The organism is Bifidobacterium sp. wkB338 (genome assembly GCF_003688325.1).
Lineage (GTDB): Bacteria > Actinomycetota > Actinomycetes > Actinomycetales > Bifidobacteriaceae > Bombiscardovia > Bombiscardovia polysaccharolytica.
In genome coordinates this window covers 1-20691 of record NZ_NPOR01000011.1, presented here as the reverse complement: position 1 = coordinate 20691, position 20691 = coordinate 1, and the positions used below count along the sequence as shown (strand labels likewise).

Annotated in this window: 12 protein-coding genes and 1 rRNA gene; 8 read left to right on the top strand and 5 right to left on the bottom strand. The window is 58.4% G+C overall.

All coding sequences use genetic code 11. The annotated features are described in order from the left end of the window. Positions 1–125: 125 nt before the first annotated feature. The 4 genes from gyrB (at position 126) to CI603_RS01595 (ending at position 6840) form a co-directional block, all read left to right on the top strand. Positions 126–2174 carry a DNA topoisomerase (ATP-hydrolyzing) subunit B gene (gyrB, locus tag CI603_RS01610; RefSeq protein ID WP_110424643.1) on the top strand — a complete coding sequence of 683 codons (2049 nt, stop codon included), beginning with the start codon at positions 126–128 and terminating at the stop codon, positions 2172–2174. 43 nt (positions 2175–2217) lie between these two features. After that, on the top strand, positions 2218–4935 hold the full coding sequence (gyrA, locus tag CI603_RS01605) for a DNA gyrase subunit A (protein WP_121912774.1): 2718 nt from the start codon (positions 2218–2220) through the stop codon (positions 4933–4935). Positions 4936–5039: 104 nt separating this feature from the next. Then, a complete protein-coding gene (locus CI603_RS01600) occupies positions 5040–5666 on the top strand; it encodes a DUF3566 domain-containing protein (RefSeq protein WP_110424635.1) in 627 nt (208 codons plus the stop codon). A gap of 58 nt (positions 5667–5724) precedes the next feature. Next, on the top strand, positions 5725–6840 hold the full coding sequence (locus CI603_RS01595) for a VanZ family protein (RefSeq protein ID WP_121912773.1): 1116 nt from the start codon (positions 5725–5727) through the stop codon (positions 6838–6840). Here the strand turns inward: CI603_RS01595 and CI603_RS01590 are convergent. Then, the gene (locus CI603_RS01590; RefSeq protein ID WP_121912772.1) at positions 6786–7739 is read right to left on the bottom strand and encodes a DMT family transporter; all 954 of its coding nucleotides are present in this window, start codon (positions 7737–7739) and stop codon (positions 6786–6788) included. The genes CI603_RS01595 and CI603_RS01590 overlap by 55 nt on opposite strands. Before the next feature lie 196 nt (positions 7740–7935). Between CI603_RS01590 and CI603_RS01585 the strand changes: the two genes are divergently transcribed. Both CI603_RS01585 and CI603_RS01580 read left to right on the top strand, forming a co-directional pair. Continuing rightward, entirely contained in the window at positions 7936–8646 is a 711-nt protein-coding gene (locus tag CI603_RS01585) for a LytTR family DNA-binding domain-containing protein (RefSeq protein WP_046322082.1), read from the top strand. Further along, positions 8643–10010: a sensor histidine kinase gene (locus tag CI603_RS01580; RefSeq protein ID WP_121912771.1), complete on the top strand. Its 1368-nt coding sequence runs from the start codon at positions 8643–8645 to the stop codon at positions 10008–10010. Before CI603_RS01585 ends, CI603_RS01580 begins: the two co-directional genes overlap by 4 nt. On the opposite strand, the gene CI603_RS01575 is transcribed toward CI603_RS01580, so the two are convergent. From CI603_RS01575 to CI603_RS01560, 4 genes are all read right to left on the bottom strand, one after another. Further along, positions 9974–11023: a glycosyltransferase family 2 protein gene (locus tag CI603_RS01575; protein WP_121912770.1), complete on the bottom strand. Its 1050-nt coding sequence runs from the start codon at positions 11021–11023 to the stop codon at positions 9974–9976. The genes CI603_RS01580 and CI603_RS01575 overlap by 37 nt on opposite strands. A 171-nt stretch (positions 11024–11194) precedes the next feature. Then, on the bottom strand, positions 11195–11866 hold the full coding sequence (locus tag CI603_RS01570; protein WP_220702245.1) for a hypothetical protein: 672 nt from the start codon (positions 11864–11866) through the stop codon (positions 11195–11197). After that, positions 11859–14288, bottom strand: a complete 2430-nt coding sequence (locus tag CI603_RS01565; protein ID WP_121912769.1) for a glycoside hydrolase family 3 C-terminal domain-containing protein — start codon at positions 14286–14288, stop codon at positions 11859–11861. The genes CI603_RS01570 and CI603_RS01565 overlap by 8 nt, the downstream gene beginning before the upstream one ends. A gap of 859 nt (positions 14289–15147) precedes the next feature. Continuing rightward, entirely contained in the window at positions 15148–18048 is a 2901-nt protein-coding gene (locus CI603_RS01560; RefSeq protein WP_121912768.1) for a glycoside hydrolase family 3 N-terminal domain-containing protein, read from the bottom strand. 490 nt (positions 18049–18538) lie between these two features. Between CI603_RS01560 and CI603_RS01555 the strand changes: the two genes are divergently transcribed. Both CI603_RS01555 and CI603_RS01550 read left to right on the top strand, forming a co-directional pair. Next, complete coding sequence (locus CI603_RS01555; protein ID WP_121912767.1) at positions 18539–19468, top strand: alpha/beta fold hydrolase; 930 nt, start codon at positions 18539–18541, stop codon at positions 19466–19468. Positions 19469–19993: 525 nt separating this feature from the next. Beyond that, positions 19994–20691 (top strand): 16S ribosomal RNA (locus CI603_RS01550); the annotation flags it as partial.

Genomic DNA, 20691 nt, shown 5'->3' with positions numbered 1-20691 from the left:
TTTGTCGTCAGTGGCCGACGATGGGGGTGCAGAAAGGACTATCCGTGGCAGATCTCAATACTGACCCGTCCCGGACCCCGCAAGAGGGCCGGGAAAACGAGGAGGACAAGCCTCAGGATGATGGCATGACGGGCCAGGATCAGCTGGATCAGCTGGACGATGCGCAGCTGGATGATTCGCTTTCACCCGAGCACTATGATGCCAGCGATCTGAAGGTGCTAGAGGGGCTGGAGGCGGTCCGCGTCCGTCCCGGCATGTACATCGGCTCGACGGGCCCCAGGGGCCTGCACCATCTGGTCTACGAGATCGTCGACAACTCGGTCGACGAGGCTTTGGCCGGGTATGCCGACCATATTGAAGTCACCATCCTGCCCGACAACGGTATCCGTGTGGACGACAACGGCCGCGGCATTCCTGTGGACGAGGTGCCAGGCGAGGGCAAGAGCGGCGTCGAGGTGGTCATGACCAAGCTGCATGCCGGCGGCAAGTTCGGAGGCGGCGGCTACGCGGTCTCGGGCGGTCTGCACGGCGTGGGCATCTCCGTGGTGAACGCCCTGTCCACCCGAATCGACGTCCAAGTGCGTCGACAGGGCTACCACTGGCATCAGAACTTCCGTAACCAGAAGCCGACCGCTCCCCTGTCCAAGGACCAAGCCATGGGGCCGGATGAGAGCACCGGCACCTCGGTGACCTTCTGGGCCGATCCCAAAATCTTCGAGACCACGGTCTATGACTTCGAGACCCTGCGCAGCCGTTTCCAGCAGATGGCCTTCCTCAACAAGGGCCTGAGAATCACCCTGACCGACCTGCGTCCCAACGACCAGGCCGGCGACGAGGTGGCTGGCGAGGAGCAGACCCCTGAGCAGAAGGGCCAGTCCGTCAGCTACCAGTATGCCAACGGCATCAAGGACTATGTGGACTATCTGGTCAAGGTCAGGAAGGCCACGCCTGTGGAGGCCGAGGTCATCGACTTCGAGGCCGAGGATCTGAAGCTGGGCATCTCCGCCGAGGTGGCCATGCAGTGGACCACCGCCTACTCGGAGTCGGTCCACACCTTCGCCAACACCATCGCGACCACTGAGGGCGGCACCCACGAAGAGGGATTCCGCGCGGCTCTGACCAGCATGATCAACCGCTACGCCAGGGACAAGAACATCCTCAAAGACAAGGACGATAACCTCTCTGGCGACGACGTGCGCGAGGGGCTGACCGCTGTGGTTTCCGTCAAGTTGACCAACCCGCAGTTCGAAGGCCAGACCAAGACCAAGCTGGGCAACTCCGAGGCCAAGACCTTCGTCCAGCGGGTCATGACCGAGAGGCTGAGTGACTGGTTCGACGCCCACCCAGGCGAGGCCAAGGCCATCATCCAGAAGGCCATGGAGGCCTCCCGCGCCAGGATCGCGGCCAAGAAGGCCCGCGAGAACACCCGTCGTAAGTCCATCTTCGAGACGGCCGGCATGCCCGACAAGCTCAAGGACTGCCAGTCCAGCGACCCCGAAGAGTGTGAGCTGTTCATCGTGGAGGGTGACTCAGCAGGCGGCTCGGCCATACAGGGGCGCAACCCTATGACCCAGGCGATTTTGCCCCTGCGTGGCAAGATCCTCAATACGGAGCGGGCCAGCCTGGACCGTATGATGAAGTCCGACACCATCGAATCCCTGATTACCGCTGTAGGAGGAGGGTACGGCGAGGACTTTAACATCGACAAAGTGCGCTACCACAAGGTCATCATCATGGCCGACGCCGATGTGGACGGCGCCCACATCGCCACCCTGAACCTGACCCTCTTCTTCCGCTACATGCGGCCCATGATCGAGGCCGGCTACGTCTACGTGGCCATGCCTCCGCTCTACCGGCTCAAATGGACCAAGGGTCCCCACAGCTTCGTCTACACCGACGCCGAGCGCGACAGGGTTCTGGCCGAGGGCAAGGCCTCAGGTCGGCAGCTGCCCAAGGGCGAAGGAATCCAGCGCTACAAGGGTCTGGGCGAGATGAGCTACCAGGAGCTCTGGGAGACCACCATGGACCCGGAGCATCGCATCCTCAAGAAGATCCGCATCGATGACGCTGAGCAGGCCGACGAGACCTTCACCATGCTCATGGGTGACGAGGTCGAACCCCGGCGTCTGTTCATCCAGCGCAATGCCCACGACGCCCGTTTCATTGACGCCTGAGACGGACGCCTTCCCCTTTCACTATTTGAGCTAAGGATCGATTTTGGCAGACGATAACAACAACGATAACAGTCCGGACCAGGACGGCCTCAACCTGCCCGACGGGTCTCGAGAGCCACTCAGCCCACAAGAGATGGACAACACCGATTATGGCCTCCTTAAGGGCGAGCGGATTCAGCCCATTGACCTCCAGCAGGAGATGCGGGAATCCTACCTGTCCTATGCCCTGTCCGTAATTGTGGAGCGGGCACTGCCCGATGTCCGCGACGGCATGAAGCCGGTCCATCGTAGGGTCATCTACGCCATGTATGACGGCGGATACCGGCCCGACCGTGGCTACAACAAGTGCTCGCGTGTGGTGGGTGACGTCATGGGCAAGTACCACCCCCATGGCGATGCGGCCATCTATGACACCATCGTGCGCTTGGCACAGTCCTGGTCCATGCGCTACCCGCTGGTGGACGGCCAAGGCAACTTCGGATCCCCCGGCGACGACCCGGCAGCCGCCATGAGGTACACCGAGTGCCGCATGGCTCCCCTGGCCATGGAGATGGTGCGCGACATCGACAAGGATACGGTCGACTTCATCCCCAATTATGACGGTAAGACCCAGGAGCCCACGGTTCTGCCCTCCCGCTTCCCCAACCTGCTGGTCAACGGATCAGCCGGCATCGCAGTGGGCATGGCCACCAACATTCCTCCGCACAACCTGCGCGAGGTATCCAAGGGTGTGCACTGGGCCCTGGAGCATCCCGAAGCTTCCAAGGAGGAACTGCTCAACGCCCTGATCGCCATCATCAAGGGGCCTGACTTCCCCACCGGTGCTACCATTCTTGGGCACAAGGGCATCGAGCAGGCCTACCGGACCGGACGAGGCCTGATCACCATGCGGGCCGTGGTCAACACCGAGGAGATCCGCGGACGGATGTGCCTGGTGGTCACCGAGCTGCCCTACCAGGTCAACCCTGACCGGCTGGCCTCCTCCATCCGCGAGGCCGTGCGCGACGGCAAGATCCAGGGCATTGCCGACATGCGCGATGAGACCTCGGGCCGCACCGGCCAGCGCCTGGTCCTGGTGCTCAAGCGCGATGCCGTGCCCAAGGTGGTTCTCAACAACCTTTACAAGCACACCCAGCTTCAGCAGACCTTCGGGGCCAACATGCTGGCCCTGGTGGACGGAGTCCCCCGGACCCTGAGTCTGGACGCCTTCATCCGCCACTGGGTGGACCACCAGCTGGATGTGGTCGAGCGGCGCACCCGCTACCTGAAGCGCGAGGCCGAGGATCGCGACCATATCCTGCAGGGGTATCTGAAGGCCTTGGATATGATTGACCAGGTCATTGCCCTGATTCGCGCCTCCAAGGACGTGGAGGCCGCACGCACTGGCCTGATGGAGCTGCTGGACGTGGACGAGGTCCAGGCCGATGCCATCCTGGCCATGCAGCTGCGTCGTCTGGCTGCCTTGGAACGGCAGAAGATCTTGGACGAGCACGAGGATCTCATGCGCAAGATCGCCGACTACAACGACATCCTGGCCCACCCCGAGCGGCAGCGCACCATCGTGGGTGATGAGCTGGACGAGATCGTCGACAAGTACGGCGACGAGCGGCGCACCCGAATCGTCCCCTACTCGGGTGAGATGAACGTGGAGGATCTGATCGCCGACGAACAGGTCGTGGTCACCGTCACCCACTCCGGCTTCGTCAAGCGGACCAAGGCCGACGAGTACCGGGCCCAGCACCGCGGCGGCAAGGGCATCCGCGGGGCCAGGCTGCGTGAGGACGACGTGGTGGACCACTTCTTCCTGACCAGCACCCACAACTGGCTGCTCTTCTTCACCAACAAGGGCCGGGTGTACCGGCTCAAGGCTTATGAGCTGCCTGAGGGCTCCCGCGACTCCAAGGGACAGCATGTAGCCAACCTGCTTCAGTTGGGTCAAGGCGAGCGGATTGAACAGGTCCTTTCCCTGCACGGCTACGACGATGCGGACTATCTGGTATTGGCCACGCGGACGGGACGGGTCAAGAAGACCCGCCTGGACGAGTATGATTCGCCCCGTCAGGGCGGTCTGATCGCCGTGCGACTGATGGAGCTGGGCACCGTCACCGACGAGGAGGGACAGGAGGTGCCCCAGAGCGATGAGTTGGTGGGTGCAGCACTCTGCAATGCCGATGACGAAATCATCCTGGTCTCCCGCAAGGGCATGAGCGTGCGCTTCTCGGCGGACGACTCCACCCTGCGGCCCATGGGACGGCAGACCGCTGGTGTCCAGGGCATGCGGTTCCGCCCAGGCGACGAACTGCTGAGTATGGACGTGATCGCCAAGGAGTCTGAAGATGATCTGCTGGTGGTCACTGATGAGGGTTTTGCCAAGCGGACCGCTCTGAGTGAGTACCGCTTGCAGGGTCGCAACGGCTACGGTGTCAAGGCCATCGCCATGGTGGAGGGCCGGGGATCCCTGGTCGGTGCCCTGGTGGTGAATGAGGACGACCAGATCATGGCCATCATGAAGTCCGGCAAGGTCATCCGCTCCGATGTGGCCGAGATCAAGCGGACCGGTCGCAACACCCAGGGAGTCACCCTGGCCAAGCCCGACAAGGGTGATGAGATTCTCTCCATCGCCCGCAATGCTGAACGTGACGACCAGGAAGAGGATGCAGATCAGACCGATCTGGCTCCCGCCGCTTCCCTGGCAGCCAAGGATCAGCCCATCGCCACCACCGGAACCGGCGACGGTCAGAGCCTGACCCAGGAGGATTGAGTTGGTCCGCTACCAGTCTGACAAGACTGGTAGCCTCGTAAGAAGTCATGCAGGCCCAGCGGCGGTATGCGCGGGCTATTGAACGCAAGGATCAAGGAGTGCCGATGAGCCAGGATGATCAGAAACAGGTCAAGGCCGGCAAGCAGGGTGCTGGTAAGTCCCAAAAGGGGAAGACCAAGGCTGATGAATCCGCACAGGGCGAGTCCCGTCGAACTGCATCGGCCACTCCCCCGGCTCCTGCAGCCGGCAGGACGGCATCGGGACGTTCCGCAAGAACCACAGCTTCGGCTGCCGGTCCGGTCAAGGTATCCTCATCCCGTCCTGTTCGGCCTGCGGCTTCGGCTTCGGCGGCGCGTCCTCATGTGCCTCGGGCCCGGCGCATGCAGCTGTCCCTGACCCGGTTGGAGCCCTGGTCGGTGGCCAAGGTCACCTTCCTGTTGGCCATCGCCGGGGGCATCATTCAGGTGGTGGCTGCTGCCCTGCTCTGGTTCCTGCTCAACGCCATGGGGCTCTTTGACAACCTGACTCAGGTCATCTCCAAAACGGGCCTGGACGCGGGCGGCTTCGATCTGGGCCAGGTGCTGAGCCTGGGGACGGTCCTGAGTTCGGTGACCATCTTCTCCATTTTCGAGATTGTCATAGTAGTGGTTCTGGTCACCATTTTCGCCTTCCTCTACAACCTGGTCAGTTCCTTGGTAGGCGGCATCCACGTGACCTTGGGCGACGACTGAGCTCCTGGTCGGCGCAGTCAATCGGTCGATAGGCCCGAGGGCGATTTAGACTGGATTTGTGCTCTCGACATACTTGGACTACTTCAGCGGCTCCTTTGGCATATCTCTGGTCTTTTGGCCCTTGGCCTCGCTGATTCTGACCCTGCCCATTCTTGCCCTGATCTACAACCGGTATCACCGGCTCCGGTTGACAGCAGCCATGGCGGCCTACCTGACTGTCTTATACCTGCTGGCCTTGGTCTTCTTCACCCTCTGGCCTATGCCCGACGACCGTGCCGCCTTCTGCGCCACCCATCATCTGAGCCCCCAGCTCAACCCCCTGCAGTTCCTGACCGACCTGAGCACAGGCGGTCGGATGGCCATGCTGCAGATCCTGCTCAATGTGGCCTTCTTCCTGCCCCTGGGCTTCATCATGGGTCGAGTCTTCCGCTGGCGCTTCATCCTGGCCCTGCCGGTAGCCCTCCTGGTCTCCCTCTTCATCGAAACGGCCCAGCTGACCGGGGTCTTCGGCATCGTCGGCTGTGCCTACCGTCTCTTCGACGTGGACGACCTGATTTGGAACACTTCTGGCGCAATAATCGGCTATCTGGTGGCCATGGTTGCCAACAAACTCATTCCCACCCGTCAGGCTGACGCCGCCCAGCTGGTAACCAACCCCGGGTTCATACACCGTGCCGTCTCCCTGGCTCTGGATCTGCTCCTGGCCACCATCCTGTCCATGTCCCTGGGGATGGGCGTGACCTATGCGGTCCATCGCCTGGGTACCTACCAACTGGATGGCCACTACCGCTTTGGTGGGCTGCTGATCGCCCCCTCCGCTCTGGACGTGTTCGGGACTGTGGTGGATCTGGTCATGCTGCTGATCTTTGAACTACTCATCCCCCTGCCCCGTAGGGGACGGACACTGGGCGCCACCTTCACCCACATGACCGTCGAGACCAAGCAGCGGCATGGCTGGCCCCGCTTCCTCTTCTATCTGTTCAGAACCGCGATTATCCTGGCTGTCTTCGGCCCATGGACCGGCAACGTTCAGATTGCAACGCGCATCCTGGCCCTGCTCCTGCTGGTCTTCTATCTGATCAAGCGGCAGATGCCCTACGACCTCTTGCCTGGGACAGCCTACCGGGAGGAAGACACAGGTGCAGAGGAATCCGCCGATGACCGGCGGGGGTGAAGCCTGACCTCGGACAGGATGATGGCGGTGAAGATGATGGCGAAGCCCAGCAGATGGGTGGCTGTCAGCTCCTCGTGCAGGACTAGGACCGAGACCAGCATGCCGAATAAGCTCTCTGAACATAGGATTAGTGAACCTTGGGCGGCGGGGACCCTGGAAAAAGCGATGTTCTGGAAGTTCTGTGCCATGAGCGTCGAAATCAGTGTCAGATAAATCATTGAGCCCAAGGTCGATGGTGTGAAGTCGGCCGCACTGGGCAAGGGATCGAAGATCAGCGCGCAGACCAGAAAGAGGATACCGCCGAACAGTAGCTCCAGGTATGTCAGTGTGGGGGCATCGAACTTCTTGGTCAAAAACCCGGTGATCACCAGGTTGACCCCATAGAGCAGCGCGCCGGCCAGGGTCAGCAGGTCACCAGTGCTCAAAGACAGCCCCTGTCCCCCGCCATGGGCTGGCAGTGAGATCAGAGCCACACCCAGGATGCAGATGGCAGCCGCGACGAAGTGGCGCAGGGCCGGTCGTCGACGGGCCATGATCCAGACCAGGAAGGGCACAAAGATGCAGTAGGTTGCCGTCAGGAAGGAGTTGCGGCCCGGAGCGATGGTGGTCAGCCCCATCATCTGCAGGCTGAAGGCCGCCCAGTAGCTGACCCCCAGAATCAGCCCCGGTACCAAGGTGTGTATGGCCCCGGTTCTACGCAGCCGTGGCAGCAAAAAGGGTGTCATGATGGCAATGGCACAGAGGATGCGAATGCCCATCAGCCAGCGTACGGTCAGAGTCTCCATGGCAACCTTTTCGAAGGTGTATCCGGCTCCCCAGGCGGCTGCGGCCATCAGCAGCATCAGGCGGGCCAGCCAGGTGGAGGGTTTCCAGGATGAAGAGGGTGCGAAGGTAGACATGTTTCGACTCTAATCGTTCCCGTCCACAAGTGAGAATTGATTCGCAAGGCAAAAAGCGAACAGTTTAAACCAAGCTTGTCCGAGTTCGGCTTCCGGCAAGCGCGGTCTGCCATGCGGACATCTCCGATATCATAGAAGAACGGTGATAACGGCGGCCATAGGTCCTTGGCCGACGGGGTAAGGAGTGTGCACCAGGATGATCAGAATCGCAGTGGTGGATGACGATTCCATCAGCTGTCGAACCATGGTCAATTACCTGAGCCGCTACCGCAAGGAACGTCAGGAGGAACTGACGGTCAGCGTTTTCACCGATGGCAAGGCTTTTGCAGATGGTTATCGGCCTGTGTATGACATCCTTCTTCTGGACATTCAGATGACCCCCATGGACGGGATTGAAGTGGCCCACAGGGTGCGTGCCCGTGACGAGTCGGTGGTCATCGTCTTCATAACTTCCGCTCCCCAGTACGCCATCAACGGCTATGAAGTGGGTGCCCTCTCCTACCTGCTCAAACCACTGCCCTGGTTCGCTTTCTCCCAGGAGCTGGACCGGTCCATTGCCCAGGTGCGCGGCCGCGTGGACCTGTCCATCCTGATTACCGAGGGCGCCCGATCCACCAGAATTCCCCTCAAGGACATCGTCTTCATCGAATCCGTCCGCCACAGCAGCGTCATCCACACCTTGGATTCCTCGCTTACCACGAACAGCACGCTGAAAAGTCTGGAGGGCCAGCTGGACCAGCGGGGATTCTTCCGCTCCAACTCCTGTTACCTGGTCAATTTGGCCCATGTGACGGGCATGGAAGACCAGGACTGCATTATGTCTACCGGTCAGCGGCTGCGGGTCAGCCGGCCCCGCAAGAAGTCCTTTATGACGGCTCTTACCGCTTACGTGGCAGGTCGGCCATGACCACCACCCACATCCTCAATGCCCTCCCTGACATCCCCCGGCTCTATACAGCCATCAGCGAGTGGCTGGGTTGCCTGGTCTACCTGTTGGCCATCGGGCCGAGGATCTCTCGGTTGCGGATGGTGGCGGTCCTTCTGCCTGGTCTGGCTGTGCTGATCGTGGTTCAGTACTGGGCTGGCACCCTGCCTATCGCCTTCTGGATCATCAGCATGTGCCTGGCTGTGGTCTGCATGTACGCCATCATTATGCTGGCTTCAGGGTTGGGTGCGCTGGATGGGGCCTATCTGCTGGCCCGCGCCTTCGTCCTGGCTGAGCTGATCGCCTCCCTGCATTGGCAGCTGGACTCCTTCATGCGTCCCTCGAGTCACAGCCTGTACGACCCAGCCTCACTGATTCTGCTGGTGTTGATCTACGGCGGCGTAGGGCTGTTGGCCTGGGTGGCGGAGCGGCGCAACTTCGCCGATGCCCAGCCTTCCGTGCCTGGACGCAGCGTCTTCATAGCCGCGGTTATCGCAGTGGTCACCTTCGCCATGTCCAACCTGAGCTTTGTCTCCACCAATACCCCCTTCTCCGGTCGGGTTGGCCTGGAGGTCTTCTATATCCGCACTCTGGTGGACCTGTGCGGGTTCGCCATGCTCTACGCCCAGCAGGAGCAGCTGCGGGAAAGCCATACCAGCGCCGAGTTGGCCTCCATCAATGCCCGCGCATACAGCCAGCATCGGGAGTATATGCGCTCCAAGGAGAATCTTGAGGCTATGGGCAGGCTCGCCCACGACCTCAAGCATCAGATCGCCGCCCTGCGCTCGCAGATGGACCCTGAGCGCAAGTCGCAGGACTTCGAGGAGCTGGAGGCTGCGGTCGGACGGTATGGGTCGCAGCAGCACACCGGCAACCCCATCCTGGACGTGGTCATGTCCACCAAGGAGCGCATCTGCTCCGAAGAGGGGATCACCCTGACCATGGTGGCCGACGGCTCGCTCCTGGAGGGGATGTCGCCCATGGATATCTCCACCCTTTTCGGCAACGCCTTGGACAATGCCATCGAGGCTTTGAGAAAGGTCAAGGAGCCTGACCGCCGCCTGATCAAGGTGGCCCTGTACGCCCGGGGACAATTCGTGGTGATTCGCATCGAAAACTATTTCGCCTCGCCCCTGAATTGGAAAGGCAATGGCGAGCTGGCCACCACCAAGACCAGGACCGACGATGGTCTGCATGGGTATGGTGTCAAGTCCATCCGGCACATAGCCCACCGCTACCAAGGGGAGATGACCCTGCGCACCGAGCATCACTGGTTCAGCCTCTGCGTGCTACTGCCGAGGGAGGGCGATCAGTTGAAGCCCATGGCTGCTTCGGCGGCCTTGTAGCCCAGACGAATGGCCAGGCGGCCCGGCCTGCCCGGCATGTTGATCATCCGGCAGAGCAGGGTGGAGCGGACATCGGAGGCGATGGCAGGGGAGCGGTGCTCCAGCCTGCTCCAGAGCATGTCCTTGTTCCTGTAGTTGCTGGGCTTGCGAGAGAGGATCAGAAAGACCGAGGTCACCACGCAGTTGATGGACAGATAGTGGATCATATAACGATAAAGTCCACGGGGGACCGTCCCCGGGTCAGGCGTGGAGTCGGCCATGAGCCTGTTGACCAGCAACAGTTGTGAGACCCGGGCGATCATGATCGAGGTCTGTACTGACTGGCCCTGGCGACCGGTGTGATAGCGGTAGAAATTCGTGTCCAGGTAGAGCAGGGTGCGCACCCAGGGCAGGGGCTGATAGGAGTAGATGAAGTCCACATAGTAGGTGTGCTCGGGCAGGCGGGTGCGGGCCTGGCGGAGTACCTCGGTGCGCAGGATCAGGGCATGCATGATCATGTACTGGGCCAGCCCGAACCGCCGTAGATGGTTCCAGTCCAGCACCTGCCCCGGATCCATGACGCTGCGGAAGTTGATGACCCGCTTATGCTTGCGGCCTTCTTTTTCATAGACGTAGTTGGTGACCACCATGTCCACCGGATTCGTACGTCGCGATTGGTCGCACAACTGGTCCAGGACCAGACTCAGTGATGTCGGGTCCACCCAGTCATCGGCATCGACCACTTTGACGTAGCAGCCTCGGGCGGCTGCCAGGCCGGTGTTGACTGCGCCACCATGGCCCTTGTTGGTCTGGGTGATCAGACGGACGGTGTGCGGATGGCGTGCCTGATATGACTGCACCACCTGCGCTGTGGCATCGGTGGACCCGTCGTCGACCACGATGACTTCCAGATCGTCCTTCTCCTGGCTCAGGAGCGAATCCAGGCAGGTCGGCAGATGCTGGGCCATGTTATAGGCGGGGACGATAAAGGTGAGAACGGGCGGGCTTGTGGAGGCCGGTCGGTCGATTGTCATGAACGATCACTTCGCAAAAGGATGGGTCAGCGGGTATGCCGGCGGAGTTGCCGTAATCCCGCCGACGGCCGTTGCGACCACTGTACATGATGGGTTTGAGGAAAAGGCCCCGCCCCTCTGGTCGCCGATGCATGCCGGTTCATTGGCAGTCGGGGGAGTGGGGCCGGAATTTTATTGGGCGCTCGCCTGAGATTCGGTGGGCTCCTGACGGAAGATGACCTTGAAGATGGGGAAGAAGACCCAGAAGGAGATGGCCGAGTTGATGATCATGGTGACCAGGTCAGCAACAGTGGTCCCAAGGCTGCCCCAGTTCAGAGTGTGCTGGAAGAAGCTGTAGATGGGGTCCTTGTACCAACCCTGCAGCGCCGCCGCGATGATGGTGATGATCACATAGGCCACCAGGTACCAGAAGGCCGCCTTCCAGACCGAGGAGTTGGACTTGAAGGTGATGTTGCGCTGGAGGAAGAAGTTGATGATCTGGGCAATCAGCAGGGTGATCTCCACTGCGAGGAAGTAGGCCAGGCCGCCCCCGCCGCCGTGGCCAATCGACCCGGCCGCATAGTCGAAGAGATAGTAGGGTTTGCCACCGACGGTCCCCATGCGCCAGATCTGGAAGTTGGTGCCCACAAGGGAGGTGCCGTTGAAGATGGCCTTGAGCACGGGCATGAGCACCAGCTGCAGGACGGTGACCCCGTTGGATAGGATGAAGAAGACGATGAACTGGGCCAGGGTGGTGTGCCGGTCGCTGAACCGCCGCCACCAGCGGACGATCGCCCACTGTGATGTCGTCGTCGCTTTCCCCTGAGTCGGCTGTCCGGCCTGCTGGCTGTGCTGATCACTCATGATTGAGCTCCTTTCCGGTCCGGCGGTTGGCGGACATGTTCCTGAAGAATCCGGCGATGAATCCGCCCAGTCCCCGCCATAGGTGGCCATTAGGAATGCGCACGATGGCCTCGACCATGGCCGTGTCAATCAGCCCGTTGGTCATCTTGGCCATGGCCCTGGGGGGCATGTTGAGCAGGAAGAGGGTGTTCAGGTCGGGGTTGCCGGTCTTGGTCTCGTGGCGGCTCTCGTTCTTGGCCAGGAAGTTGGCCACGAACCTGGCCAGGGCGCTTCTGGAGTCCTTCCAGGACGAGAGCGGATCGTTGACGCCGAAGGAGTTGACGATGCCCTGTCGAACCACCGGGTGACCGAAGAGCGCTGTCATAGCGTCATCGTCGACTTCCTTGACCCGGCCGGTCAGGTAGGCGCCCAGGGCAGGGTCGGGACTCTGCGGGTCGACGGTGCCCTGGACGGTTAGATGTCCGCTCAGCTCCATCTTGCGGGCGTCGGATCCGATCATGATGGTCCAGTAGCCGGACTCGACCTGCCAGGAGTTGCTGGCTGTGTCGAAGTGCCGGAAGGTCGTCTGGTCGAAGTCGATACGGACACGGGTTGATTGACCGGCTTCCAGGCTGACCTTCTTGAAGCCTTTCAGTTCGCGGACTGGCCTGAGCACGCCACCCTTGGGTGCCTGGACGTAGAGCTGGGGAACGGTGGCCCCCTGCCTGTCCGAGTCATTGGTCAGGGTGAAGGTTGCTCCCTTGTCGTCCACGGACAGATCTGCGTAAGTGAAGTGTGCGTAAGACAGGCCGTATCCGAAGGGGAAGCGTTCCTCTACGCCTGCAGTCAGGTAGTAACGGTAGCCGACGAATGGGCCCTCCCGGTAAATCGACTCGTGCGCAGGGTCGGGGTACCAGTCAGCGCTGGGGCAGTCGGCATAGGACTTGGGCCAGGTTTCCGCCAGGTGGCCGGAGGGGTTGACCCGGCCCGTCAGGATGTTCAGGGTGGCTGATGCTCCAGCCTGTCCGGACAGTCCTATGTAGAGGACGGCATCGCACTGATCGATCCAGTTGGTGGTGACAGGGGAGCCCGCCACCAGGACGACCACCAAAGGCTTGTCCGTCGCACCCAAGGCCTTGATCAGGTCGACCTGGTTGCTGGGAATGTCCATGTGGGAACGGTCCAGGCCCTCGGATTCGCTGCGCTCGTCCAGGCCCACGCAGGCAACGATTACATCAGCCTGGTCGGCCGCAGCGACGGCCTGGTCGATCAAAGATTGGTTCTTCTCGCCATGGCGTTCATATCCTTGACTGTAGGAGGCCAGCTCTAGGCCGTCGCCGTTGCCCTGCTTGAGCAGGTCCAGCATGCTCTCCTGCTTGGCCGCGTTGACCTTTGAGGACCCAGATCCTTGGAATCTTGGAGTCTCGGCCATGTCGCCGACCAGGGCGACCCGTGTGCCGGCGGCCAGTGGCAGGCGTCCCTCCCGATTGACCAGAAGAACGGCGGATCCCTCTGCAATGCTCCTTGCCACCTGATGGTGGTCCCGTATCTGGTCTGCGGTCAGGTTCCCATCGAGGTCCATGTCGGAGTGATAGGTAAGTTTGGCCAGTCGGGCCACCTCTTCTGCTCGGGCATTCAGGTCGGCCTCGTCCAGGCGGCCTTCCTGCACTGCCTTGGCTATCTGGCGGACAGAGTCGTATCCGGCCTGGGGCATTTCCAGGGAGGAGCCATTGGCGGCTGCGGCGACCGCACTGTTGGAGCCGCCCCAATCCGAGACCACCATTCCGTCGAAGCCCCACTCCTTGCGCAGGATGTCCTTGAGCAGGTGGGAATTCTCGTTGGCATAGGTGCCGTTGACCATGTTGTATGAGGTCATGATGGCCCAGGGACGGGCCTGACGCACAGCGATCTCGAATCCGGTCAGATAGAGTTCACGCATGGTGCGCTCATCCACCACGGAATCGGATGCCTGGCGGCGCAGCTCCTGGCTGTTCATGGCGAAGTGCTTGGGGGTGGCGGCCACGCCCTGGGACTGGATGCCTTCTATGAGGCCTGCAGCCATACGACCAGCCACTTGGGGGTCTTCGGAATAGTATTCAAAGTTTCTGCCGCACAGTGGGTTGCGCTTGATGTTCATGCCCGGACCAAGAACCATATTGACGCCCAGGCTTCTGGCCTCGCTACCCAGCGCCTGGCCCATGGTCTTGGCCAGCTCCGGGTCCCAGGAGCAGGCCACGGTGCCGGCTGTGGGGAAGCAGGTGGCGGGCTTGGATTTGCCCATGCCCAGGTTGTCCCCTGATCCGGTCTGGCGGCGCAGGCCGTGCGGGCCATCGCTCAGGACCATGCTCGGGATGCCCGCCCTCTTCAGGGCACGGGTCGCCCAAGTGGATTTTCCGGAGAGCAGCGATGCCCGTTCCAGAACTGTCAGATCCTCGACTTCCATGGTGTTCCCTCTCCACGACTTCTTCGGTGGCTAACCGGCCAGTCTCCCAGAGAGGTCAAGACCTATCTCGAAGTTCTCTTCAGGTTCAGAAAACACCGAAGTTTTCTGATAATGGCTCGGTTCTGCTTCGTTTGTATTATCAGCGACTATGCCTTCAAGGGCACAACCCTGTTCCTAATCTGTTTTATCGGGCGCATAAATAGTCTCTTATCGGTCTATAGGCGTCTAATTCTGGCTTCTTTTGGAGGTTGACCTCAGCCACTATCTTCCTTATCTCAAAGACGAGGCCACGATAAAAAATCAACCCGGATCACTGCAGGGAACCGAAGAGCGGCGAAAGAGTCAAAGTACAATAGTGTAAGGGTCCAGGGCTCGATGACTTAGTTTGATCAGTCAGCGGATCAAATCCAACTGGGCGCACCTGTATGACCTGCTTTTAACAGTCGTTAAGAACGAATTGTGCCCTAAGGCTTCTTTTCTGCTTGATGCTTCAGTTTCAGCGTTTTTATTACCGGTTTGGGAAACCCGCATTTGTGCGCTATCACGTGATATTTTGTTTTCCGGTTTTGGAAATTGCCAATTCGGGTTGTGGCTCCGCCAAAGCTAATGAACTGACGTATGGGAAAGGTCAAAATTGTACAAAGGCTTAGCTTTGGTATTTTCTGAATAAGAATGCCAGGACGTAATGCCCATGACGGCTTGATGAAGTGAAGATTCTTTCCCTTGTCTTGCAAATACCGATTATAAAAAACGGTGCACCAAAGATACGGTGCACCGTTCTTCTTGCTGCTCAGATTTCAAGACATAGCAGTGATTAATCTCTGCCCGCCAAGAGTTGACTTGGATGGCACAGTAGTAGTCAGGCCTTCCTTCTCTTGATGAATCGCCTTATGGTCATGTACTCCGCCAAGGCAGCGAGGATGGCTGTGATCACCCAGACTACACGCATAGCTATCTTCCAGGAGGGTAGCTCTGCCTTCGGCTCTCCATTGGCATAGGCCCACCCATTCACCGAGGTGAAGAGGATATTGTGGCAGGCCTGCCGCATGGCATTAACGGAGGTTGCGGACTTGTCGGTCACATGATTGGTGATCTTAGTAGTAGCAAGCATGGCATCGCCACCGGCACGGATTATCTGGTCGGCGTTCATATACCCATTGCCGCCAAAGTAATCCGTGATGGTGAATCCTTGGAATCCCCATTCTTGCCTTAGTAAGGTTGTCAAGAGAGTGGGGTTGGCTCCGGCGTACGTAGGCCCCACATAGTTGAAGGATGTCATGGCAGCTTTGGCTTTTCCTTGTTTCACGCTCATCTCGAAAGGCTTAAGGAATATCTCACGCATGGATTGTTCGTTGGCCCAAGTGCAGAGCATCTGAGATTTGTTGCTCTCCTGCTCATTGAGGGCGAAGTGCTTCATGAAAGCATAGACGCCCTTGGATTGTGCGCCGGATATCTCATTGGCCGCCATTGTGCCAGCTATGAGAGGATCCTCGGAGAAGTACTCGAAGCTGCGGCCGCTGAAGGGGCTGCGGTGAATGTTCATGGCTGGGGCATACCAGCCATTCACATGCATTTCCTGCGCCATTTTGCCGATGATCTTGCCATATTCCTTCGCCAGAGCTCTATTCCAGGAGCAGGCGAAGGAAGTAGAGGCCGGGAAACCGATTGAGCTGACTTTGGTGAAGTTATTGATCAAAGCTGCAGGCCCGTCGGCCTCGGAGGTCTTGACCTTCCCGATAGAGGAGATCTCTGGTGTGGTGTACCCGCTGTTGGCTATCAAGTCATCCATTTGCGAGAAGGTCAGCTGATTGAGAAGCTTCTCCCACAGTGGGTCTTCATAAGATTTGCCCCTCAAGGAAGCCAGGCGTATGCCGTTGTCGGCACCCATCTTCGGCATCTTGTCGGAATTTCGATCGTGATCGGTTGGCTTGTAGGTCCCGTTGTTGCTGAATCGCGCCTTGGTCGCGTCACTCATGGTGAAGTTGGTGGGAGCTGCTGTGGCCTGACCATAGTTAGCAAAGTGATTGGCCCGGGAGAGGTAGGTTATATTCTCTCCCTCAGCGTCGTCGAATATATTGGTGGCAGGGATTTTGTCACCGTTGTGGGTCTGGTCCTTTCGGTTGTATGTTATGGCCTCGGCTATCTTGACAGTTTTGGAGTCAATCGCAGTGTGGGAGTCGGATTGAAGACGTATGGCATAGTCACCTGCCTCGAGCACATATGCCTTGGCGTGCAGGTAATCGTAAGATGCCATATCAGAGTCATTAAAAGCGATATGCACCTTCTGCGAATCACCGGGCTTCAGCAGATTGGTCTTGTCGAATGCTACAAGATTGGTGGAGGCCTTCTCGATGCCGCCGTCAGTATATGGGGGTTCGTAGTAGATTTCGACTACATCTTTGCCTGCCTGTGAGCCGGTATTGGTGACTGTCACATCGAACGAGATTTTTCCTTTTTCGTGCTTGATTGGTCCCATTTCCTGTTTGAACTGGGTATAGGAGAGTCCGAACCCGAAGGGGAACTTGACCATATTGTCGTAATTGATCAGGCCTTCCTTGGCAGCCGTTTCATAGAAGCGGTAGCCGACGTAGATTCCCTCCGTGTAGTTGACGAAGTGGGGCTTCACCTCTTTCTTTTTGCCGCGAAAATCAACTATGTTCTGATTAAATTCAGAAGTGTTGTGATACTCGAAAAAGCCGAAATTATTGTATGAATTTGACTTGGTTAGATCTTTCAAGAAGGTGTCCGAGGTACGACCTGAAGGGTTGATTTTGCCCGTGAGGACTCGGCCAAGCGCCTTGAAGCCGCTCTGGCCGGCAGGGGGGCACCAGAGCACCGACTTGATCTGCGGGTAGGAATCCAGGAAATCCATCTGGAAGGCGTTCGCCCCGTTGTAGATTAGAGTCACATGCTGGAAGTTTTTGGTGACCATGTTGATCATATCTCTCTCAGACTGGTCCAGCTGGAGAATATGATCGCCGAATTTGAAGTCTTCGTACTCCTTGGTGTTATCAGTGAAGTTGATCTTCCTACCCTTATGCTTCATATCCTCACCTTTGACATTGGTGGGGAGGTCGGCACCCTCACCGCCTGTACGGGCCAGGACGACAATGGCCTGATCGGAGAAGCTTTTGGCATTTTGCATCAGTGATTGGGGATACTGAGATGCCGGTGGTTCAGGAAGGCTCCAATCCTGTCCGAACATGCCCACTTCGGGCCGGGCGCTTTTGTAATCTTTGTAGAACTTGGTTACCTGTTTGTTGGTTTCAAGGCCGGCCTGGTGGAGGCCCTCCAGAAGGGAGACTTTCGGGTATTGATCGGAGATAGATCCCGATCCGCTGCCGCCGTAAACCGGGTTGGTCGATGCCCATCCGAAAACATTGATTTTCTTTGTCTTAAGAGGAAGATTAGAGTCCTGATTCTGCAACATGGTGATGCCTTCACCCTGTGCTTTCTCAGCCAGCTTGGTGGCTTCAGCTATGGTTTGCTTAGTCAGCTCATGCTTAGATGCCGTGGCGTTGTTCAGAAGCGTGGCCATGGGGCCTTCCAGCATCATTGATATGGCTACGACCGAGCCAATTAGGGCGATGATCCATGATTCGGAATGAATGATCTTCCTAGTCTTGATGTCCCCGACGGTTTTCCTATTTACTGCGATAGTGATGATCAGTGCCAAAAGGAGCAGTACACCGGCAACCGACAGATAAGGTACCAGTGAATGCATAACGGCAACGACATCGGCCATATTGATTTGCAACACGGTTCTTGTCTCTCCTTGTTATCTTTTGCTTGAAACAAGCGGACAAAGGCCATGCGCTCGTGTTTGATAAGGAGCAACCTTGGTCTTTATCACCTGTCTTTTTTCACTATGACAAGGGGTGTGAAATGTCTCAAACAAATATCATGAATTGTCGATTAAGCCGTCTGATCTGTCAAAGTGAAGCTGGATGGAATCGAGAAAGAAGAGGCAGCTCTTATTCGCTCTTACTTCATAAATGGCAAGATCAACTGTCCCCACTGGTATTGGCAGTCTAATTGGTCGTCAGTAGCCCCACGATGCTGAGCAATTAACTCACCATGCCGGGCCACTACTTTGCCGCTCCAAGGGAAAGGACGCTTACGCCGTTGGGTTTGGTGAGTGCCGTATGACCTTTATTGTGATGCTGTAGGAATACCCGGGCCTGCTCTCTTGCTCGCTTCAGCATACGGATAAGCAGTTCGTGTGGTCTGTTTTCCGATAGAATTCCATTATGGCCCAAGGCAGAAGCTGTGCTCATCCTCAGTGTTCCACGCATTCACGTTTGTATTGGACGTGGATTAGAGGTACACGCCTTGTCTTCTCGATGAATCCAGCTCCTCACCGTACCCCTATTATCCTTTACCTCCATGGTGGCCCGGGCGATGCCTGCATTCCGCTGACCATGCGCTACAACGCGGCCTTGGAGCGCGATTTCCGCTTCATCAACCTGGACCAGCGGGGCAGCGGTCTGTCCTATCATCCTTTTGCCCCTGGCGAGGCGGTGACCATCGATTCGATGGTCGAAGATGTTCACCAGTTCGTGCTAAAGCTTCTTCGAGCCTACGGGCAGGATTCTCTGATTCTCATCGGTCATTCCTGGGGTAGCGTCCTAGGGCTGGAGATGGTGAAGCGCTATCCCTCGCTTGTTCGTTGCTACATCGGCCTTGGGCAGGTTGTCAGCATGCGCGCCGCTCTTCGGCTAAGACGGCATTGGGGGCAACAGAATTTGGGTCCCCGGCTCGGTTCGGTCGTCAGCCGGGAGAGCGGAACCGCTGACATGGTGCTGATGATCAATGAGTTGTTGTCTCGTGGCGGGGCTGCCATGCTGTTCGGATCCCTGGGACGGATCATGACTTACCTGCGCTCGCCCTATTACAACTGGTCGCGTCTGCTCAACCACGCCAAGGGGGTGGCTCAATCCCGCGCTCGCTTGGATGCTGAGCTGGAGCAGGTTGATTTCAGCAGGCAGACTTCTTTCGGGGCACCGGTATATTTCATCAGCGGCAAGTATGACCGTCACCAGCCAGGCACTCTGGTTGAGCGGTTTGCAGATGGGTTGAAGAGCCCACATCGGTTTATCCGCTTTGACCGGTCAGGACACTGCCCGCAGTGGGATGAACCAGAACGGTTCACAGCAACGGTTAAAGCCATCTGCCTGTAACGCTTTATTGATAAGCAAGGGTTGCTCTGCCGCTTGTACCCATTCGCATGGTGGAAATACATGCTGCGCGCGACGAAAACTACTAATATGAGCCATTGGAAGATATTGGTTTGAGCCTCGCTGGAGAGTGTGCGGGGTTCCTGGATTGACGAAGGTCGATGAAACGGGGACTATGTCGATGGAAATCGACACGCCGTAGAATCCCCGGAATCATTGGGTTCCTTCGATATTTTCTCATGCCAATTTGCGGGACAACGTAACTTCGTGTAAGTTTACTTCTTGCTGCCCGGCAGTGATGAGAACTCTTCGGAGGGCTTGGAGCTGTTGGTGTGGTGGTGGTTTGAGAACTCAAGAGCGTGTTTGTGCTACTTATAGCTTTTTGATTGCCAGTCCGATGCCTTCCTTGTTTTGGGGTTTCGTGGGAGCGTGTAATTGGTGTCGGGGTTTTTCGTGGGTTGGTTTCCTCCTTATGGAAGCTGGCCCGTCAATTATTGATGTGAGTCGTTTCGGCTTCTTCATGGTTTTTTTGTGGAGGGTTTGATTCTGGCTCAGGATGAACGCTGGCGGCGTGCTTAACACATGCAAGTCGAACGGGATCCGCCAAGCTTGCTTGGTGGTGAGAGTGGCGAACGGGTGAGTAATGCGTGACCAACCTGCCCCATGCTTCGGAATAGCTCCTGGAAACGGGTGGTAATGCCGGATGCTCCGCATCATCGCATGATGGTGTGGGAAAGGGTTTACCGGCATGGGATGGGGTCGCGTCCTATCAGCTTGTTGGCGGGGTGATGGCCTGCCAAGGCTTCGACGGGTAGCCGGCCTGAGAGGGCGACCGGCCACATTGGGACTGAGATACGGCCCAGACTCCTACGGGAGGCAGCAGTGGGGAATATTGCACAATGGGCGCAAGCCTGATGCAGCGACGCCGCGTGCGGGATGACGGCCTTCGGGTTGTAAACCGCTTTTGATTGGGAGCAAGCGAGAGTGAGTGTACCTTTCGAATAAGCACCGGCTAACTACGTGCCAGCAGCCGCGGTAATACGTAGGGTGCAAGCGTTATCCGGATTTATTGGGCGTAAAGAGCTCGTAGGCGGTTCGTCGCGTCTGGTGTGAAAGTCCATCGCTTAACGGTGGATCGGCGCCGGGTACGGGCGGACTGGAGTGCGGTAGGGGAGACTGGAATTCCCGGTGTAACGGTGGAATGTGTAGATATCGGGAAGAACACC